Source organism: Streptomyces sp. NPDC059037 (genome assembly GCF_042740015.1).
Lineage (GTDB): Bacteria > Actinomycetota > Actinomycetes > Streptomycetales > Streptomycetaceae > Streptomyces.
The window spans coordinates 11,815-34,399 of record NZ_JBHYIG010000040.1; the positions used below are offsets into that span (position 1 = coordinate 11,815).

At 71.9% G+C, this 22,585-nt stretch carries 20 protein-coding genes; 5 read left to right on the top strand and 15 right to left on the bottom strand.

Annotation, left to right across the window (positions count from 1 at the left end):
• Window positions 1-44: 44 nt before the first annotated feature.
• A complete protein-coding gene (locus tag ACFWY6_RS11630) occupies window positions 45-848 on the top strand; it encodes a hypothetical protein (protein ID WP_384688023.1) in 804 nt (267 codons plus the stop codon).
• On the opposite strand, the gene ACFWY6_RS11635 is transcribed toward ACFWY6_RS11630, so the two are convergent.
• Window positions 821-2,155, bottom strand: coding sequence for an AI-2E family transporter (locus tag ACFWY6_RS11635; RefSeq protein WP_384687997.1), 1,335 nt, complete (start codon window positions 2,153-2,155; stop codon window positions 821-823). The two genes, ACFWY6_RS11630 and ACFWY6_RS11635, sit on opposite strands and share 28 nt — an antisense overlap.
• Before the next feature lie 103 nt (window positions 2,156-2,258).
• On the bottom strand, window positions 2,259-2,453 hold the full coding sequence (locus tag ACFWY6_RS11640; RefSeq protein ID WP_361816589.1) for a DUF3046 domain-containing protein: 195 nt from the start codon (window positions 2,451-2,453) through the stop codon (window positions 2,259-2,261).
• Window positions 2,454-2,532: 79 nt separating this feature from the next.
• Here ACFWY6_RS11640 and ACFWY6_RS11645 point away from each other — a divergent pair, with 79 nt between their 5' ends.
• On the top strand, window positions 2,533-3,483 hold the full coding sequence (locus ACFWY6_RS11645; protein ID WP_384687999.1) for a hypothetical protein: 951 nt from the start codon (window positions 2,533-2,535) through the stop codon (window positions 3,481-3,483).
• Here ACFWY6_RS11645 and ACFWY6_RS11650 read toward each other — a convergent pair.
• The 4 genes from ACFWY6_RS11650 to ACFWY6_RS11665 form a co-directional block, all read right to left on the bottom strand.
• Window positions 3,454-4,653: a PucR family transcriptional regulator gene (locus ACFWY6_RS11650; protein ID WP_384688001.1), complete on the bottom strand. Its 1,200-nt coding sequence runs from the start codon at window positions 4,651-4,653 to the stop codon at window positions 3,454-3,456. The two genes, ACFWY6_RS11645 and ACFWY6_RS11650, sit on opposite strands and share 30 nt — an antisense overlap.
• A 109-nt stretch (window positions 4,654-4,762) precedes the next feature.
• Complete coding sequence (locus ACFWY6_RS11655) at window positions 4,763-5,071, bottom strand: AzlD domain-containing protein (protein ID WP_135334591.1); 309 nt, start codon at window positions 5,069-5,071, stop codon at window positions 4,763-4,765.
• Window positions 5,068-5,865: an AzlC family ABC transporter permease gene (locus tag ACFWY6_RS11660; RefSeq protein WP_384688003.1), complete on the bottom strand. Its 798-nt coding sequence runs from the start codon at window positions 5,863-5,865 to the stop codon at window positions 5,068-5,070. Before ACFWY6_RS11660 ends, ACFWY6_RS11655 begins: the two co-directional genes overlap by 4 nt.
• On the bottom strand, window positions 5,850-6,728 hold the full coding sequence (locus ACFWY6_RS11665; RefSeq protein ID WP_384688005.1) for an AraC family transcriptional regulator: 879 nt from the start codon (window positions 6,726-6,728) through the stop codon (window positions 5,850-5,852). The genes ACFWY6_RS11660 and ACFWY6_RS11665 overlap by 16 nt, the downstream gene beginning before the upstream one ends.
• A 92-nt stretch (window positions 6,729-6,820) precedes the next feature.
• On the opposite strand from ACFWY6_RS11665, the gene ACFWY6_RS11670 reads away from it, so the two are divergent.
• The 3 genes from ACFWY6_RS11670 to ACFWY6_RS11680 all read left to right on the top strand — a co-directional run bounded on the left by ACFWY6_RS11670 (window position 6,821) and on the right by ACFWY6_RS11680 (window position 13,317).
• A complete protein-coding gene (locus ACFWY6_RS11670) occupies window positions 6,821-11,509 on the top strand; it encodes an ATP-dependent helicase (RefSeq protein WP_384688007.1) in 4,689 nt (1,562 codons plus the stop codon).
• Window positions 11,510-11,580: 71 nt separating this feature from the next.
• Complete coding sequence (locus tag ACFWY6_RS11675) at window positions 11,581-12,381, top strand: Fpg/Nei family DNA glycosylase (protein WP_384688008.1); 801 nt, start codon at window positions 11,581-11,583, stop codon at window positions 12,379-12,381.
• 81 nt (window positions 12,382-12,462) lie between these two features.
• Complete coding sequence (locus tag ACFWY6_RS11680) at window positions 12,463-13,317, top strand: SDR family NAD(P)-dependent oxidoreductase (RefSeq protein ID WP_384688010.1); 855 nt, start codon at window positions 12,463-12,465, stop codon at window positions 13,315-13,317.
• Here the strand turns inward: ACFWY6_RS11680 and ACFWY6_RS11685 are convergent.
• From ACFWY6_RS11685 to ACFWY6_RS11725, 9 genes are all read right to left on the bottom strand, one after another.
• Window positions 13,265-13,624, bottom strand: a complete 360-nt coding sequence (locus ACFWY6_RS11685; RefSeq protein WP_384688024.1) for a hypothetical protein — start codon at window positions 13,622-13,624, stop codon at window positions 13,265-13,267. The genes ACFWY6_RS11680 and ACFWY6_RS11685 overlap by 53 nt on opposite strands.
• Before the next feature lie 128 nt (window positions 13,625-13,752).
• Window positions 13,753-14,223, bottom strand: coding sequence for a Dps family protein (locus ACFWY6_RS11690; protein ID WP_266871247.1), 471 nt, complete (start codon window positions 14,221-14,223; stop codon window positions 13,753-13,755).
• 215 nt (window positions 14,224-14,438) lie between these two features.
• Window positions 14,439-14,813 (bottom strand): helix-turn-helix domain-containing protein, encoded by a 375-nt coding sequence (locus ACFWY6_RS11695; protein ID WP_160507571.1) that lies wholly within the window; start codon window positions 14,811-14,813, stop codon window positions 14,439-14,441.
• A gap of 109 nt (window positions 14,814-14,922) precedes the next feature.
• Complete coding sequence (locus tag ACFWY6_RS11700; protein ID WP_384688012.1) at window positions 14,923-15,483, bottom strand: CinA family protein; 561 nt, start codon at window positions 15,481-15,483, stop codon at window positions 14,923-14,925.
• On the bottom strand, window positions 15,480-16,193 hold the full coding sequence (pgsA, locus tag ACFWY6_RS11705; protein WP_384688013.1) for a CDP-diacylglycerol--glycerol-3-phosphate 3-phosphatidyltransferase: 714 nt from the start codon (window positions 16,191-16,193) through the stop codon (window positions 15,480-15,482). The genes ACFWY6_RS11700 and pgsA overlap by 4 nt, the downstream gene beginning before the upstream one ends.
• Window positions 16,190-17,650: a 30S ribosomal protein S12 methylthiotransferase RimO gene (gene rimO / locus ACFWY6_RS11710; RefSeq protein ID WP_384688014.1), complete on the bottom strand. Its 1,461-nt coding sequence runs from the start codon at window positions 17,648-17,650 to the stop codon at window positions 16,190-16,192. Before rimO ends, pgsA begins: the two co-directional genes overlap by 4 nt.
• Window positions 17,651-17,695: 45 nt before the next feature.
• Window positions 17,696-18,583, bottom strand: a complete 888-nt coding sequence (locus ACFWY6_RS11715) for a helix-turn-helix domain-containing protein (protein ID WP_384688016.1) — start codon at window positions 18,581-18,583, stop codon at window positions 17,696-17,698.
• Window positions 18,584-18,771: 188 nt separating this feature from the next.
• Window positions 18,772-21,537: a DNA translocase FtsK gene (locus ACFWY6_RS11720; RefSeq protein ID WP_384688018.1), complete on the bottom strand. Its 2,766-nt coding sequence runs from the start codon at window positions 21,535-21,537 to the stop codon at window positions 18,772-18,774.
• Window positions 21,538-21,663: 126 nt separating this feature from the next.
• Window positions 21,664-22,347, bottom strand: coding sequence for a two-component system response regulator (locus ACFWY6_RS11725; RefSeq protein WP_266871241.1), 684 nt, complete (start codon window positions 22,345-22,347; stop codon window positions 21,664-21,666).
• Window positions 22,348-22,585: the final 238 nt, after the last annotated feature.

The following is a 22,585-nucleotide window of genomic DNA, read 5'->3' on the forward strand; positions in this document are numbered from 1 at the left end:
GCCGGACGACGACCGGCGGGCGGCTCCGCACCAGGCTTGACCTCATGGAAAGCCGTACGGGGACGTCTCCCCTGCCCGCCCTGTGGCGCTCGGCGCGCCCGGCCGAACGCGTCAGCCATCTGACCGGCGCCGCCCTGATCCTCTCGGGCCTCGCTCACCTGCTGGTCTTCGCCGTCGACGGCGGCCCCTGGGAGGGGCCCGTCTCCTGGCGCAAGCCCGTCACCTTCGGGCTCTCCTTCGGCCTGACCCTGATCGCCGTCGCCTGGGTGACGTCGTATCTGCGGATGGGGGCCCGCACCCGGACCGCGCTGCTCGTCCTCTTCGCCGCGGACTGCGTCCTGGAGGTCGGCGGGATCACGCTTCAGGCGTGGCGCAAGGTGCCGTCGCATCTCAACATGGAGACCGGATTCGACTCCGCGGTGTCCCTGTCCCTCGCGGTGGGCGGCGGCATCCTCGTCGTCCTGCTGTCGGCGTTCGCGATCGCTTCCTTCAGGCACCGCCCCACCGGGCCCACGGGCATGGATCTCGCGCTCCGGGCCGGCTTCGCCGTTCTGCTCGTCGCCCTCGCGTCGGGCGCCGCGATGATCGCGCGCGGGGTGTTCCTGACCCGGACCGGCCACCAGGAGTCGGCATATCACTCCACGGCGGCGCTCAAGCCGCTCCACGGAGTGAGTCTGCACGCCGTCCTGGTCCTGCCCGCCCTGGCCTGGCTGATGTCCCGCACCTCCTGGAGCGAGCGGACACGGAAGCGGGTGATGACGGCGGCCGTCGGCTGCTACGGGGCGGCCGTTCTCGCCTCCGGGATCTGGGCGGTCTTTGCCTACGGACGCTCGCCCTTCGCCTGCTGACGCTCGCCCTTCGCCTGCTGACGCTCGTCCGGACCCGCCTGCGGGCCCACTCCCGCCTCCTCTTCCGCCTCCGACGCCGCACCCGGCTCGTTCGGCCCGCGCAGGGCACGTCGCATGCGCGCCAGGAGAGGCGCTCCGCCCCTGCGCCGGTGTCCGTGGACGCGCGGGTCGTCCGTGACGTCGTACCGCTTCACGTACGCCCCCAGGAAGGCCTGCAGTGTCGCGACCGCCGGGATGGAGATCAGCGCGCCGACCGCGCCGAGGAGCGCGGTGCCCGCGATGACCGACCCGAAGGCGACCGCCGGGTGGATGTCCACGCTCTTGGCGGTGAGCTTGGGCTGCAGTACGTAGTTCTCGAACTGCTGGTAGACCACTACGAAGACCAGCACCCACAGCGCGTACCAGGGATCGACCGTGAAGGCGATCAGCATCGGCAGGGCGCCCGCCAGATACGTGCCGATGGTGGGGATGAACTGCGAGACAAGGCCCACCCACACCGCGAGCACGGGTGCGTACGGCACGCCCAGGGACTGCAGCAGGATGTAGTGCGCGACTCCGGAGATCAGCGCCATCAGGCCGCGCGAGTAGAGATAGCCGCCGGTCTTGTCGACCGCGATCTCCCAGGCGCGCAGCACCTCGGCCTGCTTGGCCGGCGGCAGCACCGAGCACAGCGCGCGCCGCAGCCGGGGCCCGTCGGCCGCGAAGTAGAACGAGAACAGCATGACCGTCAGGAGCTGGAAGAGGCCCCCAAGGACCTGCGCCGACACGTCCAGGACGCCGCTGGCGCTGTTCTGCACGTACTTCTGGAGCCAGTCGGAGTGGACCAGGCTGTCCTGGATCTCGACACGGGACAGGTCTGTGTGGAACGTCTGGTTGATCCAGCTGATGACCTTGTCGAGGTAGTCGGGGAAGTCCTCGACCATGTCCACGATCTGGCCCGCGAGCATCGAGCCCATCAGCGTGATGAAGCCCGCGCTCGCGACCAGGACGCCGAGGAAGACCAGGAAGGTGGCGAAGCCCCTGCGCAGCCCCCTCGCGGCCATCCAGCTCACCGCGGGCTCGACCGCGAGCGCCAGGAAGAACGCGATCAGGACGTTGATCAGCAGCCCGGTCAGCTGGTGGAAGGCCCAACTGCCCAGCTGGAAACAGGCGAAGAGCGCGAGGGCGAGCACCATGGCACGCGGCAGCCAGCGCGGCATGCTGGCACCTCGCCCGGCCCGGGCCCCGTTCGGGGGCTGTGCGGGCGGCGCCGTGCCGAGCGGAGCTACGTCCTGGGCGACCTGCGCGGTCTCGTCTGTCGATGCCACGGTGCAAGTCTCGCCCACGCCGCCGACAATCAGCCGCCGCCCCCATGTCTTCGCGCTTCCGTGCGCCTGTGACGGCTGCCGGAGGGCTGTGAAGTGTCCCGGGTCAGCGCTTTTCAGCCGGTACGTCCATCGCCCCGCACACCGCGCGCCAGACGTCCTTGGCCTCCCAGCCCGCGTCCAGCGCCTGATGGACGGTGCGCCCGCCGAGCTCCGCCATCACATGATCACGCGCGAAGGAGTCGGCGTACCCCGCCCCGAAGTGGTCGGCCATCCGCTCCCAGAACACCGTCAACCGCATGACCCCAGTATCGCGCCCTAGAGAGTGCAGCCGGACGCAGGGGGCTTCCCGAAGGCCCTTTCCGGCCTACGGTCTGTGCATGGCCGAAACCGGAGCTTCCCCGCATGCCGCGCCCTCACCGGTCGCCCGCGCCGAGCACTTCGTCTGGCTCACCGCGCGCGTACTGGAGCAGCGGCGGTTCGCCTACCACTTCCTGAGCGGCTCGGGCAGCGCCGAACCGTTCGCCGACGCGGTCGAGACCGCCCTGGCCGCCTACGGCAACGAGGACGGCGGGTACGGCCACGCGCTCGAGCCCGATCTGCGCGGCCCCGTCAGCCAGCCCCTGCACACCGGGCACGCGCTGCGCGTCCTCGACTCGATCCGGCGCTGCGGCGGACAGCGCGTGGAGCGCGTGTGCCGCTATCTGACCTCGGTGTCCACGCCGGACGGCGCCCTTCCGGCGGTCCATCCCAGCCAGCGCGGCTATCCGTGCGCCCCGTTCGTGCCGATCGTGGACGACCCGCCGAGCGAGCTCCTCGCCACCGGTCCGGTGGTGGGTCTGCTGCACCGCAACGAGGTGTGGCACGCCTGGCTGTTCCGGGCGACCGACTTCTGCTGGGCCGCCGTCGAGTCGCTCGAGAAGTCACATCCGTACGAGATCCAGGCGGCCGTCGCCTTCCTCGACGGGGCACCGGACCGCCCGCGCGCGGAGGCGGCCGCGGACCGTCTGGGCAGGCTCGCCCGGGAGCAGCTCCTCGTGGCGCTCGACCCCGGACGCCTCGACGCGTACCCGGTCGCTCCGGGCTACGCACCGGGCGAGCACCACTTCGCGTACGACTACGCGAAGGCGCCCGAGTCGCTCGCGCGCGCGTGGTTCACCGACGAGGAGATGGCGCTCTCCTTGGACCACCTGGAGCAGGAGCAACAGGACGACGGCGGCTGGCCCATCCGCTGGCGGCAGTGGGCGCCGGGCACCGGCCTGGAGGCCCGCCCCATGGTCACCATCGAGGCGCTGCGCACTCTACGGGCGTACGGACGGTCCATCGGCTGACGGGACGCTCTCGGCCTCCCGGAGCAGCAGCGCCGCGATGGCCAGGGCCGTGCCGCGCGGTGCCGACAGGTCGATGCCGGTCCGTTCGCCGATCTTCGCGAGCCGGTTGTCGACGGTGTTGGGGTGCAGGCCGAGGGCGGCGGCGGTGGCCCTGCGCTCCTGCTGATGGGCGAGGTGGACCCGCAGCGTCTCCAGGAGCTCGGGGCGGTCGGCGACCGGGTCGAGCAGTGCGGAGATCAGGTGGCTGCTCTCGTTGCGGCGGGAGAGGTGGTACTCGAGCAGGACGTCATCCATGCGGTGCAGGCCCGGGGGCATCCCGCACGCGCGCGTGATGCGCAGTATCTCCGTCGCGGTACGGGCCGCGACGGTCACGGCTTCGGGCCCCGCCGCGTCCACGGCAGCCACCCGCACCGGAAGCTCGCAGGCCCTGCTCAGGCGGCGCGGCAGATCTTCCGGGGGACGGCACTCCTTGGGGACGATGACCCGGCCGCCGTCGGCGTCGAGGAGCGCGAGCACCTCCGTCCCGAAGGCGTGGTCCAGGGCCGTCTGCACGCGCCGCAGCCGACGCCGTACCGCCACGGGACCCTCGGTGGGCGCTCCGTCGAGGCCGACCGCGAGGACCAGGACGGGCCCCGCGAGGCGCAGCTGGTCGAGGAGCACATGGCCGGGCGGGACCATCCCGTCGAGCAGGCCGCGGACCAGGGAGCTGCGCTGGGCGCGCTGCTCGGCCTCCAGGGCCGAGCGTTCGTCCAGGTAGGTCTCGGCCACGGTCCCGACGATGGCCGGGTGCGACTGCAGGAGTACGTCCACGAGTTCGACCAGGGCGGCCTCCTCACCGGGCCGCGCCACGTCGCGCAGCGCCTGCCACAGGACGTAGACGCCCAGGGCGTGCGTACGCAGCAGCAGGTGCAGCGGCATGCCCTCCTCGGCGCGCTGCGCGGCCCGCTCCCGGAAGACCCGGTGGCTGCCGGGCCGGTCATTGATGCGGCGCAGGAAAAGGCGCACTCCGTGGCGGGCGGTGGCGGCTATCTCCAGGTCCTTCACGTCGTCCGGGAGCTCGGCGTAGCCCGGCAGCTCCTCGAACGACTCGCGCGCCATCCGGCGGGCCAGTTCGTTGACCCGGGGCTCGCATCGCGCCGCGAGGGACCGGGCTTCGGAGGACAGCGCCACGGTGTCTCCTCCCCAGGGCCGCCGTTGTGACGCGTCACATTACCCACGGGATCTTTGAACCGTCCCGACGGCCTTGGAGTTCAGCGAACCGTCCCGACGGCCTTGGTGGTCAGCCGGTCAGCGCCCGCAGCCCCGCCGTGACGGCCACAGCCGCCGCGATGACGACGAGGAACGGCGCGCGCAGCAGCAGCGCCACGGCCGCCGCGGCGAGCCCTGCCGCCTTGGCGTCCAGGACCAGCACCCGGCCATCGGCGAAGGCCTGCTGGGCCGTGAGCGCCGCCAGCAGGGCCACGGGCAGCAGGGCGGCCATGCGCCTGACCAGCGGCCGCTCCAGGGCACCTGCGGGCACGAGCAGCCCCGCGAGCTTGACGAGGTAGCAGCCGACGAAGGTCACGCCGATGGCGATCCAGATGTTCAACGGTCCGCCCTCCGCTCGTCGTCACGAACCGGGCGGCTGTCACGGGCCTTGCGTCCCTCTACGTAGAGGACGGCCGGGACCGCGAGAGCGGCCACCAGAACGGGAACGCCCGCGGGCAGCACGGGCAGCAGTCCGAGCCCGAGGCCGACCGCCACAGCTGCGACGGCGCGCTCCGTCGTCGTGCGCAGCATCGGCGCGAGCAGCGCCAGGAAGACCGCGGGCCCCGCGGCGTCGAGGCCCCACGCGTCGGTGTCCCCGATGGCTTCGGCACCGAGGGCGCCGAGGAGCGTGGTGAGGTTCCAGAGCACGTAGAGGCTGAGCCCCGTCACGGTGAAGCCGATCCGGGCCGCGCGCCGCGTGGGCTGTGCCAGGGAGACGGCCGTGGTCTCGTCGATCACCCAGTGGGCGGCGAAGGGCCGCACCGCGCGCGGGAGGGCGAGCAGCTGCGAAAGGCGCAGTCCGTAGAAGGCGTTGCGTACACCCAGGAAGAAGGCCCCCGCGGCGGCCGTGAACGGGTTCCCGCCGCCCGCGAGCGCACCGACCAGCGCGAACTGCGAGGCCCCGGTGAAGACCAGCAGGCTGAGCGCGCAGGTCTGCAGCACGGTGAGGCCGCTGCCGGCCGAAGTGACGCCGAAGGCGAAGCCGGAGAGTCCGACGGCGACACCGACGCCGAGGGCGTCGCGCACGACGGCTGAATCGGGCTTCTCCGGTGCCGGTTCGCCCGCTCCCGCACCGGCTGGTTCATCTGCTGGTCCCTTGGCGCGGATGTCCGCGGGGGTTATCTGTTCTGCCACATCCCGGACGCTACGGGGAGGGTGGATTCCGGGTCTTGTACGTTCTTGCGCTCCCGCTGGTACGCCCCCGGCGGCACCCCGACGATCCGGGTGAAGTGCCGGTTGAGGTGCGGCTGGTCGGTGAATCCCACCGCGACGGCCGCTTCGGCGGGCGCCGTTCCCGAGTCCAGGAGAGTGCGGGCACGCCTGACGCGCGCGTCGGTGAGCCACGCATGCGGCGGCATGCCGTACGTGTCGCGGAAGGCCCGCAGCAGCGCGAAGGGGCTGGCCCCGAGGTCGGCCGCGAGCCGCTCCAGACTCGGCGGGTCGACCAGACACTCCTCCAGGACGGCACGCGCGCGTGCCGCCGTCCTGGCCCCCGCCGTCCGCACGGCGCGCTGCGGCAGCCGGCCGCCGTTCAGCCGCAGCAGCCGCGTCACAGCCACCCGCAGCAGGGTGTCGGCGGCGAGCGCGTTGCCCTCCTCCGCCGCGCGCAGCACGCGGTGCACGAGGGCGACGGCGTACGGATCGTCGAGCACCGGGCGGATGAAGCCGGGCGCACCCCGGATGGCCGTCGTCTCCCCGGCGATCTCGGCGACCAGCTCCGGCGAGGGATAGACCGCGCCGTACCGCCAGCCCTCGGGCACACCGGCCCGGCCCGTGTGCATGGTGTCCGGATTGATCAGGGCGAGCGTTCCCGGCCCCGCGTGCTGGTCGGCGCCGCCGTGGTGGAAGACGTCGACGCCCTCGGCGATCGCGGCGATCACGAAGTGCTCGTGGGTGTGCCGCACGAACGTCTTGCGGACATAGCGGGCCCGCAGCAGATCGACACCGGGCAGCTCCGCGTACCGCCAGTGCCGCGCCTGCTCCGCCAAAGCTGCCATGTCCCCCATTCTGCGACAGCCGCGCAAGCCCTTTTGCAGGCCCTTTTCCGCAGGTCGGCGCCGTTGTCAGTGGCGGGGTGCACGATGGGGTCATGGTCAGGTCCGCATCCGGTGCCCACAGCGCCCTCGATGAGTTCTCCCCCGCGACCCGCGGCTGGTTCACGGGGGCCTTCTCCGCGCCCACGTCCGCGCAGGCCGGGGCGTGGCGGGCCATCGGGGAGGGCTCGGACGTGCTGGTGGTCGCGCCGACCGGCTCCGGCAAGACGCTGGCCGCGTTCCTCGCCGCCCTCGACCAGCTGGCATCGACCCCGCCGCCCGCCGACCCGAAGAAGCGCTGCCGCGTGCTGTACGTGTCACCGCTGAAGGCCCTCGCGGTCGACGTGGAGCGCAATCTGCGCAGCCCGCTGACCGGCATCCGGCAGGAGTCGGTGCGCCTGGGCCTGCCCGAGCCCGAGGTGCGGGTCGGCATCCGCTCGGGCGACACCCCGCCCGCCGAGCGCCGCGCGCTGTCCACACGCCCGCCGGACATCCTGATCACCACACCCGAGTCACTCTTCCTGATGCTCACGTCCGCCGCGCGGGACGCGCTGACGGGCATCGAGACGGTGATCCTGGACGAGGTCCACGCGGTCGCGGGCACCAAGCGCGGCGCGCACCTCGCGCTCTCCCTGGAGCGGCTGGACGAGCTGCTGCCCAGGCCCGCCCGCCGTATCGGCCTGTCGGCGACGGTCCGCCCGGTGGACGAGGTGGCGCGCTATCTGTCCCCGCAGCGCAGGGTGGAGATCGTCCAGCCGCCGTCCGGCAAGGAGTTCGACCTCTCCGTGGTCGTGCCGGTCGAGGATCTCGGGGAGTTGGGCGGTTCCCCGGTCGCCGACTCGGACCAGGCGGCCGAGCGGCCCTCGATCTGGCCCCATGTCGAGGAGCGCATCACCGACCTCGTCCAGGCGCACCGCTCGACGATCGTCTTCGCCAACTCCCGCCGCCTCGCGGAGCGCCTGTGCAACCGGCTCAACGAAATCGCGTACGAACGCGCGACGGGCGAGCCGCTCCCCGAGGACCACTCCCCCGCCGAGGTGATGGCCGAGTCGGGCGCCGCCAAGGGCGCCCCGCCGGTCCTCGCCCGCGCCCACCACGGTTCGGTGTCCAAGGAGCAGCGCGCCCAGGTGGAGGAGGACCTGAAGGCGGGCCGGCTTCCGGCCGTCGTCGCCACCTCCAGCCTGGAGCTCGGCATCGACATGGGCGCGGTCGACCTGGTGGTCCAGGTCGAGTCGCCGCCCTCCGTCGCCTCCGGACTGCAGCGCGTCGGCCGTGCCGGACACCAGGTGGGCGCGGTCTCCACCGGCGTCGTCTTCCCCAAGTACCGGGGGGATCTGGTGCAGGCCGCCGTGGTCACGGAGCGGATGCGCACCGGCTCCATCGAGTCGCTGCGCATCCCGGCCAACCCCTTGGACGTCCTGGCGCAGCAGCTGGTCGCGACGGTCGCCCTGGACACCTGGCAGGTCGACGACCTGCTGGCCCTGGTCCGCCGCGCGGCCTCCTTCGCCTCGCTCCCGGAGTCGGCGTTCACGGCCGTCCTGGACATGCTCGCGGGCCGCTATCCGTCGGACGCCTTCGCGGAGCTGCGTCCGCGCGTGGTGTGGGACCGCGTCGCCGGCACGGTCACCGGACGGCCGGGCGCGCAGCGCCTCGCGGTCACCTCCGGGGGCACGATTCCCGACCGCGGCCTCTTCGGGGTCTTCCTCGCCGGCGCCGACCCGAAGAAGGGCGGCGGCCGCGTCGGCGAGCTGGACGAGGAGATGGTCTACGAATCGCGTATCGGCGACGTGTTCACGCTCGGCACGAGCTCCTGGCGCATCGAGGACATCACCCGTGACCGCGTCCTGGTCTCCCCCGCCCCGGGCGTCCCCGGCCGGCTCCCCTTCTGGAAGGGCGACCAGCTGGGCCGCCCGCTCGAACTGGGCCGTGCGGTGGGCGCGTTCCTCCGGGAGGTCGGCTCGCTGTCGCGCGAGGACGCGCGCGTACGCCTGCTGGCCGCGGGACTCGACGACTGGGCGGCCGACAACGTCCAGACGTACCTGGCCGAGCAGCGTGAGGCCTGCGGCCACATCCCGGACGACCGCACGATCGTCGTCGAGCGGTTCCGGGACGAGCTGGGCGACTGGCGGGTCGTCGTGCACTCCCCGTTCGGGGCGCAGGTGCACGCGCCCTGGGCACTCGCCCTCGGCTCCCGGCTCAGCGAGCGGTACGGCATGGACGCCCAGGTGATGCACGCGGACGACGGCATCGTCCTGCGCCTGCCGGACGCCGATCTGATGGGCCTCGACCTGCTCGACCAGGAGCCCTCCGGCGGGCATCTGGAGTACGACGCCGAGCAGGCACCCGTAGGAGCCGGTGACGTCGCCTTCGACAAGGGCGAGGTCAATCAGCTCGTCACCGACCAGGTGGGCGGTTCGGCTCTGTTCGCCTCCCGCTTCCGCGAGTGCGCCGCCCGCGCACTGCTGCTGCCCCGCCGCAGCCCCGGCAAGCGCACCCCCCTGTGGCAGCAGCGCCAGCGCGCCGCGCAACTGCTCCAGGTGGCCAGCGAGTTCGGGTCGTTCCCGATCGTCCTCGAAGCGGTCAGGGAGTGCCTCCAGGACGTCTTCGACGTACCGGGACTCACGGAACTGATGGGCGACATCGAGTCCCGCAAGGTCCGGCTCGTAGAAGTCACCACACCTGAGCCCTCGCCCTTCGCGCGCTCGCTCCTGTTCGGATATGTGGCGCAGTTCCTGTACGAGGGCGACTCACCGCTCGCCGAGCGGCGGGCGGCGGCCCTGTCCCTGGACTCGCGTCTCCTTGCCGAACTGCTCGGCCAGGCCGAGCTGCGGGAGCTGCTCGACGCGGAGGTGCTTGCCGAGCTCGAGCAGGAGCTCCAGTGGCGCACGGAGGACCGCCGCGTCAAGGACGCCGAAGGCGTCGCCGATCTGCTCCGCCTCCTGGGACCGCTCACCGCCGCCGAGTTGGCCGAGCGCGGGGCCGAGCCGGAGTGGGCCGATGAGCTGGCATCGGCCCGCCGCGCGATCCGCGTCCGGATCGCCGGAGCCGACCACTGGGCGGCGATCGAGGACGCGGGCCGGCTGCGCGACGCGCTCGGCACCGCGCTTCCGGTCGGCGTCCCCGAGGCGTTCACCGAGCCCGTCAAGGACCCCCTGGGCGACCTCACCGCCCGGTACGCACGCACGCACGGTCCCTTCACCTCGGCGACGGCCGCCGCCCGGTTCGGCCTCGGCGCGGCCGTCACGGAGGGAGCGCTGCAGCGGCTCGCCGCCAACGGACGGGTCGTACAAGGAGAGTTCCATCCGGCGGGCATCGGCCAGGAGTGGTGCGACGCGACCGTCCTGCGCCGGCTGCGCCGCCGCTCCCTGGCCGCTCTGCGGCATGAGCTGGAGCCGGTGCCGCCGTCCGCGCTCGCCCAGTTCCTGCCCCAGTGGCAGCACTTGAGCGGTCACGGATTGCGCGGCGTCGACGGCCTGGTGCGTGCCGTCGAGCAGTTGCAGGGGGCGACGGTGCCCGCATCCGCGCTCGAGAAGCTCGTCCTGCCCTCCCGGGTAGCGGGGTACGGACCGGCCATGCTCGACGAACTCACCGCCGCCGGAGAGGTGGTGTGGGCCGGGGCGGGCGCGCTGCCCGGCAAGGACGGCTGGGTCTCCCTGTATCTCGCCGACACCGCACCCCTGCTCCTGCCGCCGCCGCACCCCTTGGAGCTCACCGCGCTCCACGAGTCCATCCTGAACACCCTCTCCGGGGGCTACGGCCTGTTCTTCCGGCAGATCGCCGACCAGGTCCGCGCCACCACCCACCCCGACGTCCCCGATCCTCAACTGGCCGACACGATCTGGGACCTGGCCTGGTCCGGGCGGCTCACGAACGACACGCTCGCCCCGATGCGCGCGCTCCTCGGCTCGGGCCGCACGGCCGGTTCCACGGCCCACCGCGCCAAGCGCACGATCCCGCGCGGGCGCTACGGCACGCTGACGGCCGCCGCCCGCCCCGCGTCCCGCACGGGTCCGCCGACCGTGGCGGGCCGCTGGTCACTGCTCCCCACCCGCGAACCGGACCCCACCCTGCGCGCCCACGCCCTGGCCCGCACCCTCCTGGACCGGCACGGGGTGGTGACCCGCGGCGCGGTCGCGGCCGAAGGCGTCGAGGGCGGCTTCTCGGCGACGTACCGCGTTCTGTCGGCCTTCGAGGACAGCGGGCAGGCGCGGCGCGGCTATGTCGTCGAAGGGCTGGGCGCCGCGCAGTTCGCGATGGACGGCGCGGTGGACCGGCTGCGCGCCACGGCCAACGCCCGCGACCGCGCGGACAGTTCACCCTCCTCCATGGGGTACGCCCCGCGCGCCTCCGAATCCCAGGCCGTCGTCCTCGCCGCCGCCGACCCGGCGAACGCCTACGGGGCGGCGCTGCCCTGGCCCGAACCCCCCAGCGACGCGGGCCACAAGCCCGGCCGCAAGGCAGGCTCCCTCGTAGTCCTGATCGACGGCGAGCTGACCCTGTACATGGAGCGGGGCGGCAAGACCCTGCTGGCCTGGCCCTCTGCCCCGGACGACACGCCCCCCACCGAGGACCCCCGCCTGCACCCGGCAGCCGAGGCGCTCGCCGGCGCGGCCAAGGCGGGCTCACTGGGCACGGTCACGGTCGAGCGCATCAACGGGGCCGCCGCCCTGACCTCCCCCTTCGCCCCCCTCCTGGAAGGAGCCGGCTTCCACGCCACCCCACGCGGCCTCCGCCTGCGCGCCTAGCGGCCGTGCAGCAGCCCCGCTCAACCGCAGGGGCCCCGGCGCCACGGCACCCGCCATGCCACCCTTGACCCATGCCCGAAGGAGACTCCGTCCACCAGGCGGCCCGGCGACTGCACACCGCCCTCGCCGGACACACCGTCACGCGCTCCGACCTGCGCGTGCCGAAGCTCGCGACCGTCGACCTCACCGGGCGCACCGTCCTGGACGTGACCCCGCGCGGCAAGCACCTCCTGACCCGCTTCGAAGGCGGCCTGACCCTGCACTCGCACCTCCGCATGGACGGCTCCTGGCGGGTGTACGCACCCGGCGAACGCTGGAGCGGCGGCCCCGGCCACCAGATCCGGGCCATCATCGGCACCGCCGACCGCACAGCCGTCGGCTACCGCCTGCCCGTACTCGAACTGCTCCGCACCGCCGACGAGCACAAGGCGGTGGGCCACCTCGGCCCCGACCTCCTGGGCCCCGACTGGGACGCCGACCAGGCCCTGCGCAACCTCCTCTCCGCACCCGAGCGCGCCCTCGGCGAGGCCCTGCTCGACCAGCGCAATCTCGCGGGCATCGGCAACATCTACAAGAGCGAGCTCTGCTTCCTCATCGGCGCCACCCCCTGGCTGCCCATCGGCGAGCTCCCCGCCGACAAGGCGTCCCGCATCCCCGCCCTCGCCAAGAAACTCCTGGAAGCCAACCGCGAGCGCCCGGCCCGGACCACCACCGGCCGCACCCGCACGGACCAGCGCCTGTACGTCTACGGCCGCGCCCCGCGCCCCTGCCTCCGCTGCGGCACCCCCGTCCGCACGGCCGACCAGGGCGACGGCTCCCGCAGCCGCCCCACCTACTGGTGCCCCACCTGCCAGCCGGGCCCGACCCCCTGACGCCGAAGCACTTCCACTCCCGAAGAACCCACACCCACCATCTAGTTGACGCCCCGTCAGATCCAGTCGTACCGTCCCGTCATGCCCATCACGGCGTACGACCTCACCGGACGCACCGCATTCGTCACGGGCGCGGCCAGCGGCATCGGCCGGGCCTCGGCCGTCCTCCTCGCGGAGGCGGGCGCCACCGTCCACTGCGCCGACCGCGACGAGCAGGGGCTCCACGAGACGGCCACGCTCATCAAGACGGCGGGCGGCACGGCACACATCCACCCGCTGGACGTGGCCGACCGGGCCCAGGTCGACCAGGCCGTCGCGACCGCGGCCACGACCGCAGCCACCGGCCGCCTGGACGTGATGGCCGCCATCGCCGGGATCATGCACAGCAGCCCGGTCCTCGAGACCCGCGACGAGGACCTCGACCGGGTCCTGAACATCAACTTCAAGGGCGTCCTGTACGCGTGCCAGGCGGCAGCCCGCACCATGATCGCCACAAAGCCCAAGCCCCAACCCCCCCCCCCCCCCCCCCCCCCCCCCCCCCCCCCCCCCCCCCCCCCCCCCCCCCCCCCCCCCCCCCCCCCCCCCCGCACCATGGCCTCGGGCGCCGTGGACACCGGCGGCCCCGGACTCCTCTGCTACGGCGCGGCGAAAGCCGCCGTGGTGCAGCTCACCAAGACCCTCGCCACCGAAGTGGGCCCGCACGGCATCCGCGTCAACGCCGTCGCGCCGGGCTGGATCCGCACCCCCATGACGAATCGCCACGACACCGAGGCGCAAGCGCACACCGAGGGGATCATGGTCCGCATGTCCCCGCTGGGCCGCGTCGGCGAACCGGAGGACATCGCACACGCCGTCCTGCACCTGGCATCCGACGCGTCCGCCTTCACGACGGGCCAGATCCTCCGCCCGAACGGCGGCGTCGCCATGCCCTGGTAGCGCCGCCGCCGGCGGCTCGGGCGGCAACCTTGGCCATGCGCGCCGTACGCCCCCCGGGCCACCGCAGCGCACCATCCGGCCGCCGCCCCTGCCCCTGCCCCTGCCCCCTGGCCGCCCTGCCCCCTCCGGCCCTGGAGACGACACCCGCAGCCCGGGACTTCGGCACGCAATGCACCGGCAGCAGGCTCAACCCCCACCCACCGGCCGCGACCGCCCCCTCCAGGGTCCCCGCGTCAGGCGCGAACGCCAGCCGCAGCACGCCCCACCACCAGAGCGCCCCCAGGGCCAGGGCCGGCGCCCACCGCACGACCTTCCCTGCCACGGCCACCACCTCCGCCCGAGGCTCGAAGCCCGGTCGACGCTAGACCCCCTGCGTCACCCGCCGGGAGGGCGCACCACGGCGCACACGGGGCACGGTGCCCCCAAGTGCCCGACTCACCCGTTCTCCGCCTGGAACATCCAGTGATGCTTCTCAAGATCCGCCGTGATCCCGATGAAGATGTCCTGGCTCACCGGATCCGCATCCCCCGTCGCCTCGACCCGCTCCCGCATCCGCGTGATCACCGCACCGAGCGCGTCCACGAGCGTCCCCACCGCGTCCGCGTCCTTGACCCAGCCTTCGGCGACCGCACCGATCCCACTGCTCCGCGCCACCGTCGAGGCCCGCCCGTCGGGCGGGACACCCAGGGTGGAGGCCCGCTCGGCCACCGTGTCGGAGTGCAGCCGCGCCGTGTCCACGACCTCGTCGAGCTGCAGATGGACGGAGCGGAAGCGTGGCCCGACCACGTTCCAGTGGATCTGTTTGGCCACCAGGGAGAGGTCGACCAGGTCCACCAGCGCGCCCTGCAGGGCGTCCGAGACCGTCTTCAGGTCCGCATCGGACAGAGGGCTCTTCACGACGTACATCCGGCCTCCAGGGCTCACACCCCCCGAACTCGAAAATCCCCATCAACCATGGCACAAGTGCACCAATGGGGGCATCTCAGGAACCGGACAGCCCAGGAATCGCACCACCTCAGGACAGACGAAAGCCCGGAGGACAGACGAAAGCCCCGACCAGTAACCCGGCCGGGGCTTCGACACATCGGAGCGCTCAAGTGGCGTGCACAGTCGACGCCGCGTCACGCAGCGACGACGTCCACCGCCTCCGCAGGCGCCTTGATCGTCACCCGTTCCGGCGGCACACCGCTCACCGAGACGGAATTGAGCATGGGTCGAACCGGTGCGCGCACCGGTTCCGTAGCCGCTGCCGACGCAGCCAGTTCCGCGAGAGAGAGCTCATCGCTCACCTCGCGCATGAGCTCGGACATCCGTACGTCAAGCGCGTCGCAGATCGCGGAAAGCAGCTCGGAGGATGCCTCCTTCTGCCCCCGCTCCACCTCGGAGAGATAGCCGAGCGAGACTCGGGCGGACGAGGAGACTTCGCGCAGAGTACGGCCCTGGCGCTGGCGCTGCCGACGCAGCACGTCACCCAGCAGGCGACGGAGCAGAATCATCGGTGGCTCCCTCCTCGGACCGCGTAGCCGCATCCTTCACGCCCCACCGTACCGCCTTGCGCGGCGGCCGTGCGGGGAGCGATGTCGTGTTCACTCAGGGCTGCAAACATCAATTCCCCCCGTTCTGTTCCGTATCCTGTGCCCGCCCATTCCCGGCACGTTCGCCGGAAAGCCGCTCGACGAGCAGCGTGAGCACGCTCCGTACACTCTCCATACGGATGTCCGAACGCTCACCGTTCAACCGCAGCGCGGTCACTTTCCCCTCAGAGCGAAGCGCCCCGACCGGCCCCACGACCGCCACGAACACGGTCCCGACCGGCTTTCCGTCCTGCGGCTCAGGCCCCGCGACGCCCGTCGTGGCGATCCCCCAATCCGCCCCGAGCACCTCGCGCACACCGGCCGCCATCTGCAGCGCGACCTCGGCGTCCACGGCCCCGCGCTCGGAGAGCAGGCCGTCGTCGACCCCGAGCACTTTGTGCTTCAGTTCGGTCGCGTACGCCGTGACAGACCCCCGAAAAACCCGCGAGGCTCCCGGCACCGCCGTCACCTCGGCGGCCACCAGACCACCGGTCAGCGACTCGGCGACGGCGAGCGTCTCGCCCCGCGCGCGCAGCAGCCCCAGCGCCTCGGCGGCCAGCACCTCGGACGCCCGGACCCCGGCCGACGTCACGACGCCGACTCCCGAGCCTCCCCGGCGGCGGCCCCGTCGGCCCCTGCGGCCGCTTCCCGCGCCTCGGCCAGGCCCTGGCGCCGCAGCACGACGGCCTGCCGCACATAGTCGAGCCCGGTCACCACGGTCAGCACGACGGCGAGCGCCATCACCCAGAACCGCAGCGTCGCAAGGGGTCCGGTCAGCGCAAGGACGTACATCCCGACCGCCGTGCCCTGCGCCAGCGTCTTCATCTTGCCGCCGCGACTGGCCGGAATGACCCCGAAGCGGATCACCCAGAACCGCAGCAGCGTGATCCCGAGCTCGCGCCCGAGGATCACTCCGGTCACCCACCAGGGCAGATCGCCGAGGTAGGAGAGGCAGATCAGCGCGGCGCCCATGATCGCCTTGTCGGCGATCGGGTCGGCGATCTTCCCGAAGTCCGTGACCAGGTTGTACGTCCGCGCCAGATGGCCGTCGAACAGGTCCGTGATCATGGCAACGGCGAAGGCCGCCCAGGCCCACGCGCGCCAGGCCGGGTCGTACCCGCCGTCGGCGAGCAGCAGCATCACGAAACCCGGCACGAGCAGCAGCCGGATCACGGTCAGCAGGTTGGCGACGTTCCACACGCTGGCCTGGTTGACGGCCGCAGCGCCCAGCTTCCCGCCGCGCACCGGCTTGGCGCCCTGCGCGCCGGAGCCGCCCGCCGCGGATGCCGGGACTCCGGTCATCTGCCGGCCTCCTCGAGACACTCAGCCACCAAGTCCACGCCCTCCGTGCCGACCACCTTTGCCACGACCATACGGCCGACCTCGAGGGCATCCCCACCCATGGCGCCCGTGAAGCGGATCTGGCCGTCCGTCTCTGGCGCCTGGTGCGCGGCGCGGCCGATGGCGCCGTCCTCCTCGTCCACGGCCTCGACGAGCACCTCAAGGGTCTCTCCGAGGCGTTCGTCGGCGCGCTGCGAGGTCAGCTCCTCGGCGAGCCGCGAGATGTGCGCGAGCCGCTCGTCGACGACGTCCTGATCCAGCTTGTGCTCGTACGTCGCCGCTTCGGTGCCCTCCTCGTCGGAGTACCCGAAGACGCCGATGGCGTCGAGGCGCGCACCCGTGAGGAACCGCTCGAGCTCGGCCACGTCGGCGTCGCTCTCGCCGGGGAAGCCCACGATGAAGTTGGACCGGACGCCGGCCTGCGGCGCCTTCGTCCGAATGGTGTCCAGGAGCTCCAGGAAGCGGTCGGTGTCCCCGAAGCGCCGCATCGCGCGCAGCACACCGGGCGCCGAGTGCTGGAAGGACAGGTCGAAGTAGGGCGCGACCTTCTCCGTGGACGTCAGTACGTCGATGAGTCCGGGCCGCATCTCGGCCGGCTGCAGGTAGCTGACCCGCACGCGCTCGATGCCGTCGACGGCGGCCAGCTCCGGAAGCAGCGTCTCCAGGAGACGGATGTCACCCAGGTCCTTGCCGTACGAGGTGTTGTTCTCGGAGACGAGCATCACCTCCTTGACGCCCTGCTCGGCCAGCCAGCGGGTCTCGCCGAGCACGTCCGAGGGGCGCCGCGAGATGAAGGAGCCGCGGAAGGACGGAATGGCGCAGAAGGAGCACCGCCGGTCGCAGCCGGAGGCCAGCTTCACGGAGGCGACGGGATGGGTGCCCAGGCGGCGACGCAGCGGGGCACGCGGCCCCGAGGCGGGCGCCAGGCCGTCGGGCAGGTCCACGGGCGCGTGCCCGGGCAGCGCGACGTCCGAGCCGGCCTCCTGCCGCTCCGCGGGGCTGATCGGCAGCAGCTTGCGCCGGTCGCGCGGGGTGTGGGCCTCGACGCTGCCACCGTTCAGGATGGTCTGCAGCCGGGTGGAGATGTCGGTGTAGTCGTCGAAGCCGAGGACACCGTCGGCTTCGGGGAGGGCTTCGGCCAGCTCCTTGCCGTACCGCTCGGCCATGCAGCCGACGGCCACGACGGCCTGGGTCTTGCCGTGACCCTTGAGGTCATTGGCTTCCAGGAGGGCGTCGACGGAGTCCTTCTTGGCGGCTTCGACGAATCCACAGGTGTTGACTACGGCGACGTCCGCGTCTTCGGCGGCCTCGACGAGTTGCCAGCCGTCCGCCTCCAAGCGGCCTGCGAGCTCCTCCGAGTCCACCTCGTTACGGGCGCAGCCAAGAGTGACAAGGGCGACGGTGCGGCGTTCGGGCATGGTCTCAAGACTACTTCGTCCATGCCCGAGCCCCCGCCGCGAGGGTTAGCCGACCTCGGGATCGCCCTTGGTGTACGTGAGCCGCTCCACCTGACCGGGCTCGAACTCGTTCTCGATCGCCTTGCCGTTCACGTACAGCGCGATCGCGCCGGCGTCGCCGAGGACGAGATCGATCTTCGCCTGGTCCTGGAAGGTCTTCGAATCGCCCTGTTCGAGGACACCGTCGAAGAGCGTCCGGCCGTTGTGGTCCTTGGCCGAGATCCAGCTGCGGCCGTCGGGCGCGCTGACCTTGACCGTGACCTTGTCCTTGGGGGCGCCGGCGATGGCGCTGTCGGACGGGTCGGGCTTGGGGTCGGCGGGCTTGTCGGGCGCGGGCTTCGTGGCGGGCTTGCTGGTCGCGGGCGTGGAGCCCTCGGCGACCTGCGTCTTGGAGCCATCGCCGTCGTCACCGCCGCTGAACGCGGTGAACCCGACGAAGCCGATCACGGCGACGATGGCGGCGACCATGGCCGCCGTCCAGTTCGGCCTGCGCGGCTCCGACCGGATCCGTTCGGCCTCGAAGAGCGGCGCCGCCGGGGTGGGCGCGGGCGGCCGCCCGCCGTGCGCCTCGTCGTACTGGGCGAGCAGGAGGGCGGGATCGAGCCCCACGGCGCGCGCGAGGGTCCGGATGTGACCGCGGGCGTACACGTCGCCGCCGCACCGGGAGAAGTCGTCCTGTTCGATCGCGTGCACGATCGGGATGCGCACGCGCGTGGAGGAACTGATCTCGTCGACGGTCAGCCCCGCGTCGATGCGCGCCTGCTGCAGCGCACGCCCGATCGAGGGGCGGTCGTCCACCGGGCTCTCAGCTGCCGGGTGGTCGTCTGCGGGTCGGTCATCTGCGGGTCGGTCGTCTGAAGGGCGGTCGTCTTCAGGGGAGTTGCCGATGGACACGGGGGCGCCTTTCGAGCGTGTAGCCACCTGCCGGAGACTCAGTCTAGGGGGGGTCGGAAAGGGTGGGGCAACCGGGCGACGGACTTTGTACGCCATCGGAATGGCCGGACATCCTGATGCTGGGACATGGTGCTCCTGCTCTCCTCAACTTGACGTATGCGGAGGGGAAACGGTTGCCTGCCGTTCCCTTACGGGTGAGCCTCCCCCCGGATCACCGCGAGCACGCCGTCCAGCTCATCGGGTTTCACAAGAACGTCACGCGCTTTGGAGCCCTCGCTGGGGCCGACGATGCCGCGGGATTCCATGAGGTCCATGAGCCGTCCGGCCTTGGCGAAACCGACGCGCAGCTTGCGCTGGAGCATCGACGTGGACCCGAACTGGGTGGAAACCACCAGCTCAGCAGCCTGGCACAGCAGATCGAGGTCATCGCCGATGTCCTCGTCGATCTCCTTCTTCTGCTTGGTGCCGACGGTGACGTCGTCCCGGAAGACCGGCGCCATCTGGTCCTTGCAGTGCTGGACCACCGCGTGGATCTCGTCCTCGGTGACGAAGGCGCCCTGCATACGGGTGGGCTTGTTCGCGCCCATCGGCAGGAACAGACCGTCACCCTTTCCGATGAGCTTCTCCGCGCCGGGCTGGTCGAGGATGACCCGGCTGTCGGCGAGCGACGAGGTCGCGAAGGCGAGCCGCGAGGGCACGTTCGCCTTGATCAGACCGGTCACGACGTCCACGGAGGGCCGCTGCGTGGCGAGCACCAGGTGGATGCCGGCCGCGCGCGCGAGCTGCGTGATGCGCACGATCGAGTCCTCGACGTCGCGCGGCGCGACCATCATCAGGTCCGCGAGCTCGTCGACGATCACCAGCAGATACGGATAGGTCTTGAGCTCCCGCTCACTGCCCTCGGGCGTCTTGAGCTTGCCGTCGCGCACGGCCTGGTTGAAGTCGTCGATGTGCCGGTAGCCGAACGCCGCGAGGTCGTCGTAGCGCAGGTCCATCTCGCGTACGACCCACTGGAGCGCCTCGGCGGCCCGCTTGGGGTTGGTGATGATCGGCGTGATCAGGTGCGGAATGCCCTCGTACGCGGTGAGCTCGACGCGCTTGGGGTCGACGAGGACCATCCGTACGTCCTCGGGCGTCGCTCTTATCATGATCGAAGTGATCAGGCAGTTGATGCAGGACGACTTTCCGGAGCCGGTGGCTCCGGCGACCAGGATGTGCGGCATCTTCGCCATGTTGGCCATGACGTAGCCACCCTCGACGTCCTTGCCGAGCGCGACCAGCATGGGGTGGTCGTCCTCGGCCGCGTCCGCGAGGCGCAGCACGTCACCGACGTTGACCATCTCGCGGTCGGTGTTCGGGATCTCGATGCCGACCGCGGACTTGCCGGGGATCGGCGAGATGATCCGGACGTCCGGGGACGCGACGGCGTACGCGATGTTCTTGGCCAGTGCCGTGATCTTCTCGACCTTCACGGCGGGGCCCAGCTCGATCTCGTACCGCGTGACCGTCGGGCCGCGCGTGAAGCCGGTGACGGCGGCATCGACCTTGAACTCCGTGAAGACGTTCGACAGCGAGTCGACGACCGCGTCGTTGGCGGCGCTGCGGGACTTGCCGGGGCCGCCGCGCTCGAGCAGGTCGAGCGAGGGCAGCGCGTACGTGATGTCGCCTGCGAGCTGCAGCTGCTCGGCGCGCGGCGGCAGGTCCCGCGGCGCTTCCGGGGCGGCCTTGGTGAGGTCCGGAACGGCGGAGTCGGCGGGCCGCTCGGCCTTCTTGCGCAGCGCGCCGGGCGGCGGTCCTTCCGTCGCCCGCGCGGTCGGCACAGGCGCCGTGGACTCCCGCGCCTCGCGCTCCTCGCGATCGCCGGAGACTCCCTGCGTCAGGTCGGCGACCAGCGGCGACGGCGGCATGCCGTGCAGGACCGCGCCGTCCAGGGCGGCAGCAGCGGCGGCCGCCACGTCCACCGCGTCCATCGGCCGGTCGAGCGCCGGCTGCACCGACGCACGGCGCGGCCTGCGCCGCTTGGAGAGCGCCGCCTCCTCCGCCTGGTCGGGGTCGTAGGGCTCGTTGGTGCCGGCACGCCTGCGCGAGCGCGCGGGCAGCGCCTCGCGCCACTGGTCGTCGTACCTCTCGTCGTCGTCGGCGAACTCGCTGCCGTCCGCATCGGGCTCCGCCTGGACGATGCCGAGCTTGGTGCCGAGCAGCCTCAGCCGCTGCGGAATCGCGTTGACCGGCGTCGCCGTGACCACGAGCAGTCCGAAGACGGTCAGCAGGGCGAGCAGTGGTACGGCGAGGACCTCGCCCATCGTGAAGGTCAGCGGAGCGGACGCGCCCCAGCCGATGAGCCCGCCCGCGTCCCTTATGGCCTGCATGCCGTCGTCACGGGAGGGCGCCCCGCAGGCGATGTGCACCTGGCCGAGGACACCGATGACGAGCGCGGACAGGCCGATCACGATGCGGCCGTTGGCGTCGGGCTTCTCGGGGTGCCGGATGAGGCGTACGCCGATGACCGCGAGCAGTATCGGAAGCAGCAGATCGAGGCGGCCGAACGCGCCGGTCACCAGCATCTCGACGAGGTCGCCCACAGGTCCGCGCAGATTCGACCACGTCCCGGCGGCGACGATCAGCGCGATGCCGAGCAGCAGCAGCGCGAGGCCGTCCTTGCGGTGCGCCGGGTCGAGCCCCTTGGCGCCGCGCCCTATCCCGCGGAACATCGCGCCGACACTGTGCGCGAGGCCCAGCCAGAGAGCGCGTACGAGCCGGTAGACGCCGCCCGTGGGGCTGGGTGCCGGCTTGGGCGCCGGCTTCTTCGCGGCGGCTTTCTTGGCGGGCGCCTTCTTCGCCGGGGCCTTCTTGGCGGGCGGCTTCTTGGCAGCGGCCTTCTTCGCCGGAGCCTTGGTGGGCGCGGCCGCCTTCTTCGCGGGCGTCTTCTTGGCTGCGGACGGACGTGAGGCCATGGGTGTGAGGTTACCGGTGGAGACCACTGCGGACACGTGTGCCTACTGCTTCACCCGTTTGTGTCGCCCTTGTGAGGGCGCCGAACTGACGGATGCTCACCGCGTCCGGACGGGCTCGGCAGCGGCTCAGCTCTGCGAGGAGACCGAAGTCGCGCCGCTGCCCGTGCCGGGCTCCAGGGCGTCAAGAGCCCGCCGCAGGCCGGTGAGTTTGCGTTCGAGATGGGCCGCGGTGGCGACGGCGGCGGCATCCGCCGAGTCGTCGTCCAGCTGTTTGGAGAGCGCTTCCGCCTGTTCCTCGACGGCCGCGAGGCGCGCGGACAGCTCGGCGAGGAGCCCGGCCGGCTCCTTGGCTTCACCCGCCACGGACTTGCCGCCGCCTTCGAGCTGGAGGCGCAGCAGGGCCGCCTGCTCCCGCAGTTGGCAGTTCTTCATGTACAGCTCGACGAAGACCGAGACCTTCGCGCGCAGCACCCACGGGTCGAACGGCTTGGAGATGTAGTCCACCGCGCCCGCGGCATAGCCACGGAACGTGTGATGCGGCCCGTGGTTGATGGCGGTGAGGAAGATGATCGGGATGTCCCGGGTCCGTTCTCGCCGCTTGATGTGCGCGGCGGTTTCGAACCCGTCCATGCCCGGCATCTGGACGTCCAGCAGAATGACCGCGAAGTCGTCCGTGAGTAGTGCTTTGAGCGCTTCCTCCCCGGACGATGCCCGCACCAGTGTCTGATCGAGCGCAGAGAGGATGGCCTCCAGCGCCAGCAGATTCTCCGGCCGGTCATCGACCAGGAGGATCTTGGCCTTCTGCACCATGGCCCGCCCTCCTCGCCCCGGCGGTACACCGGGCGCCGCCCCAGGGGACGACTCCCTTACGCCGTCCGTCCTTGTGCCGGTCATGGTAGCCGCACCCCGCCTGTCGCCACACCCTGTCACCGCGATGTCACCGTGCACGTAGCAGAAACGCGGTGGGAGACCAGAAGGTTCCCCGAATACCGTGGTTCTACACGGCTTCGGCCACACTCTGTCAGCAACTCCGCGTAATGAAGACCCT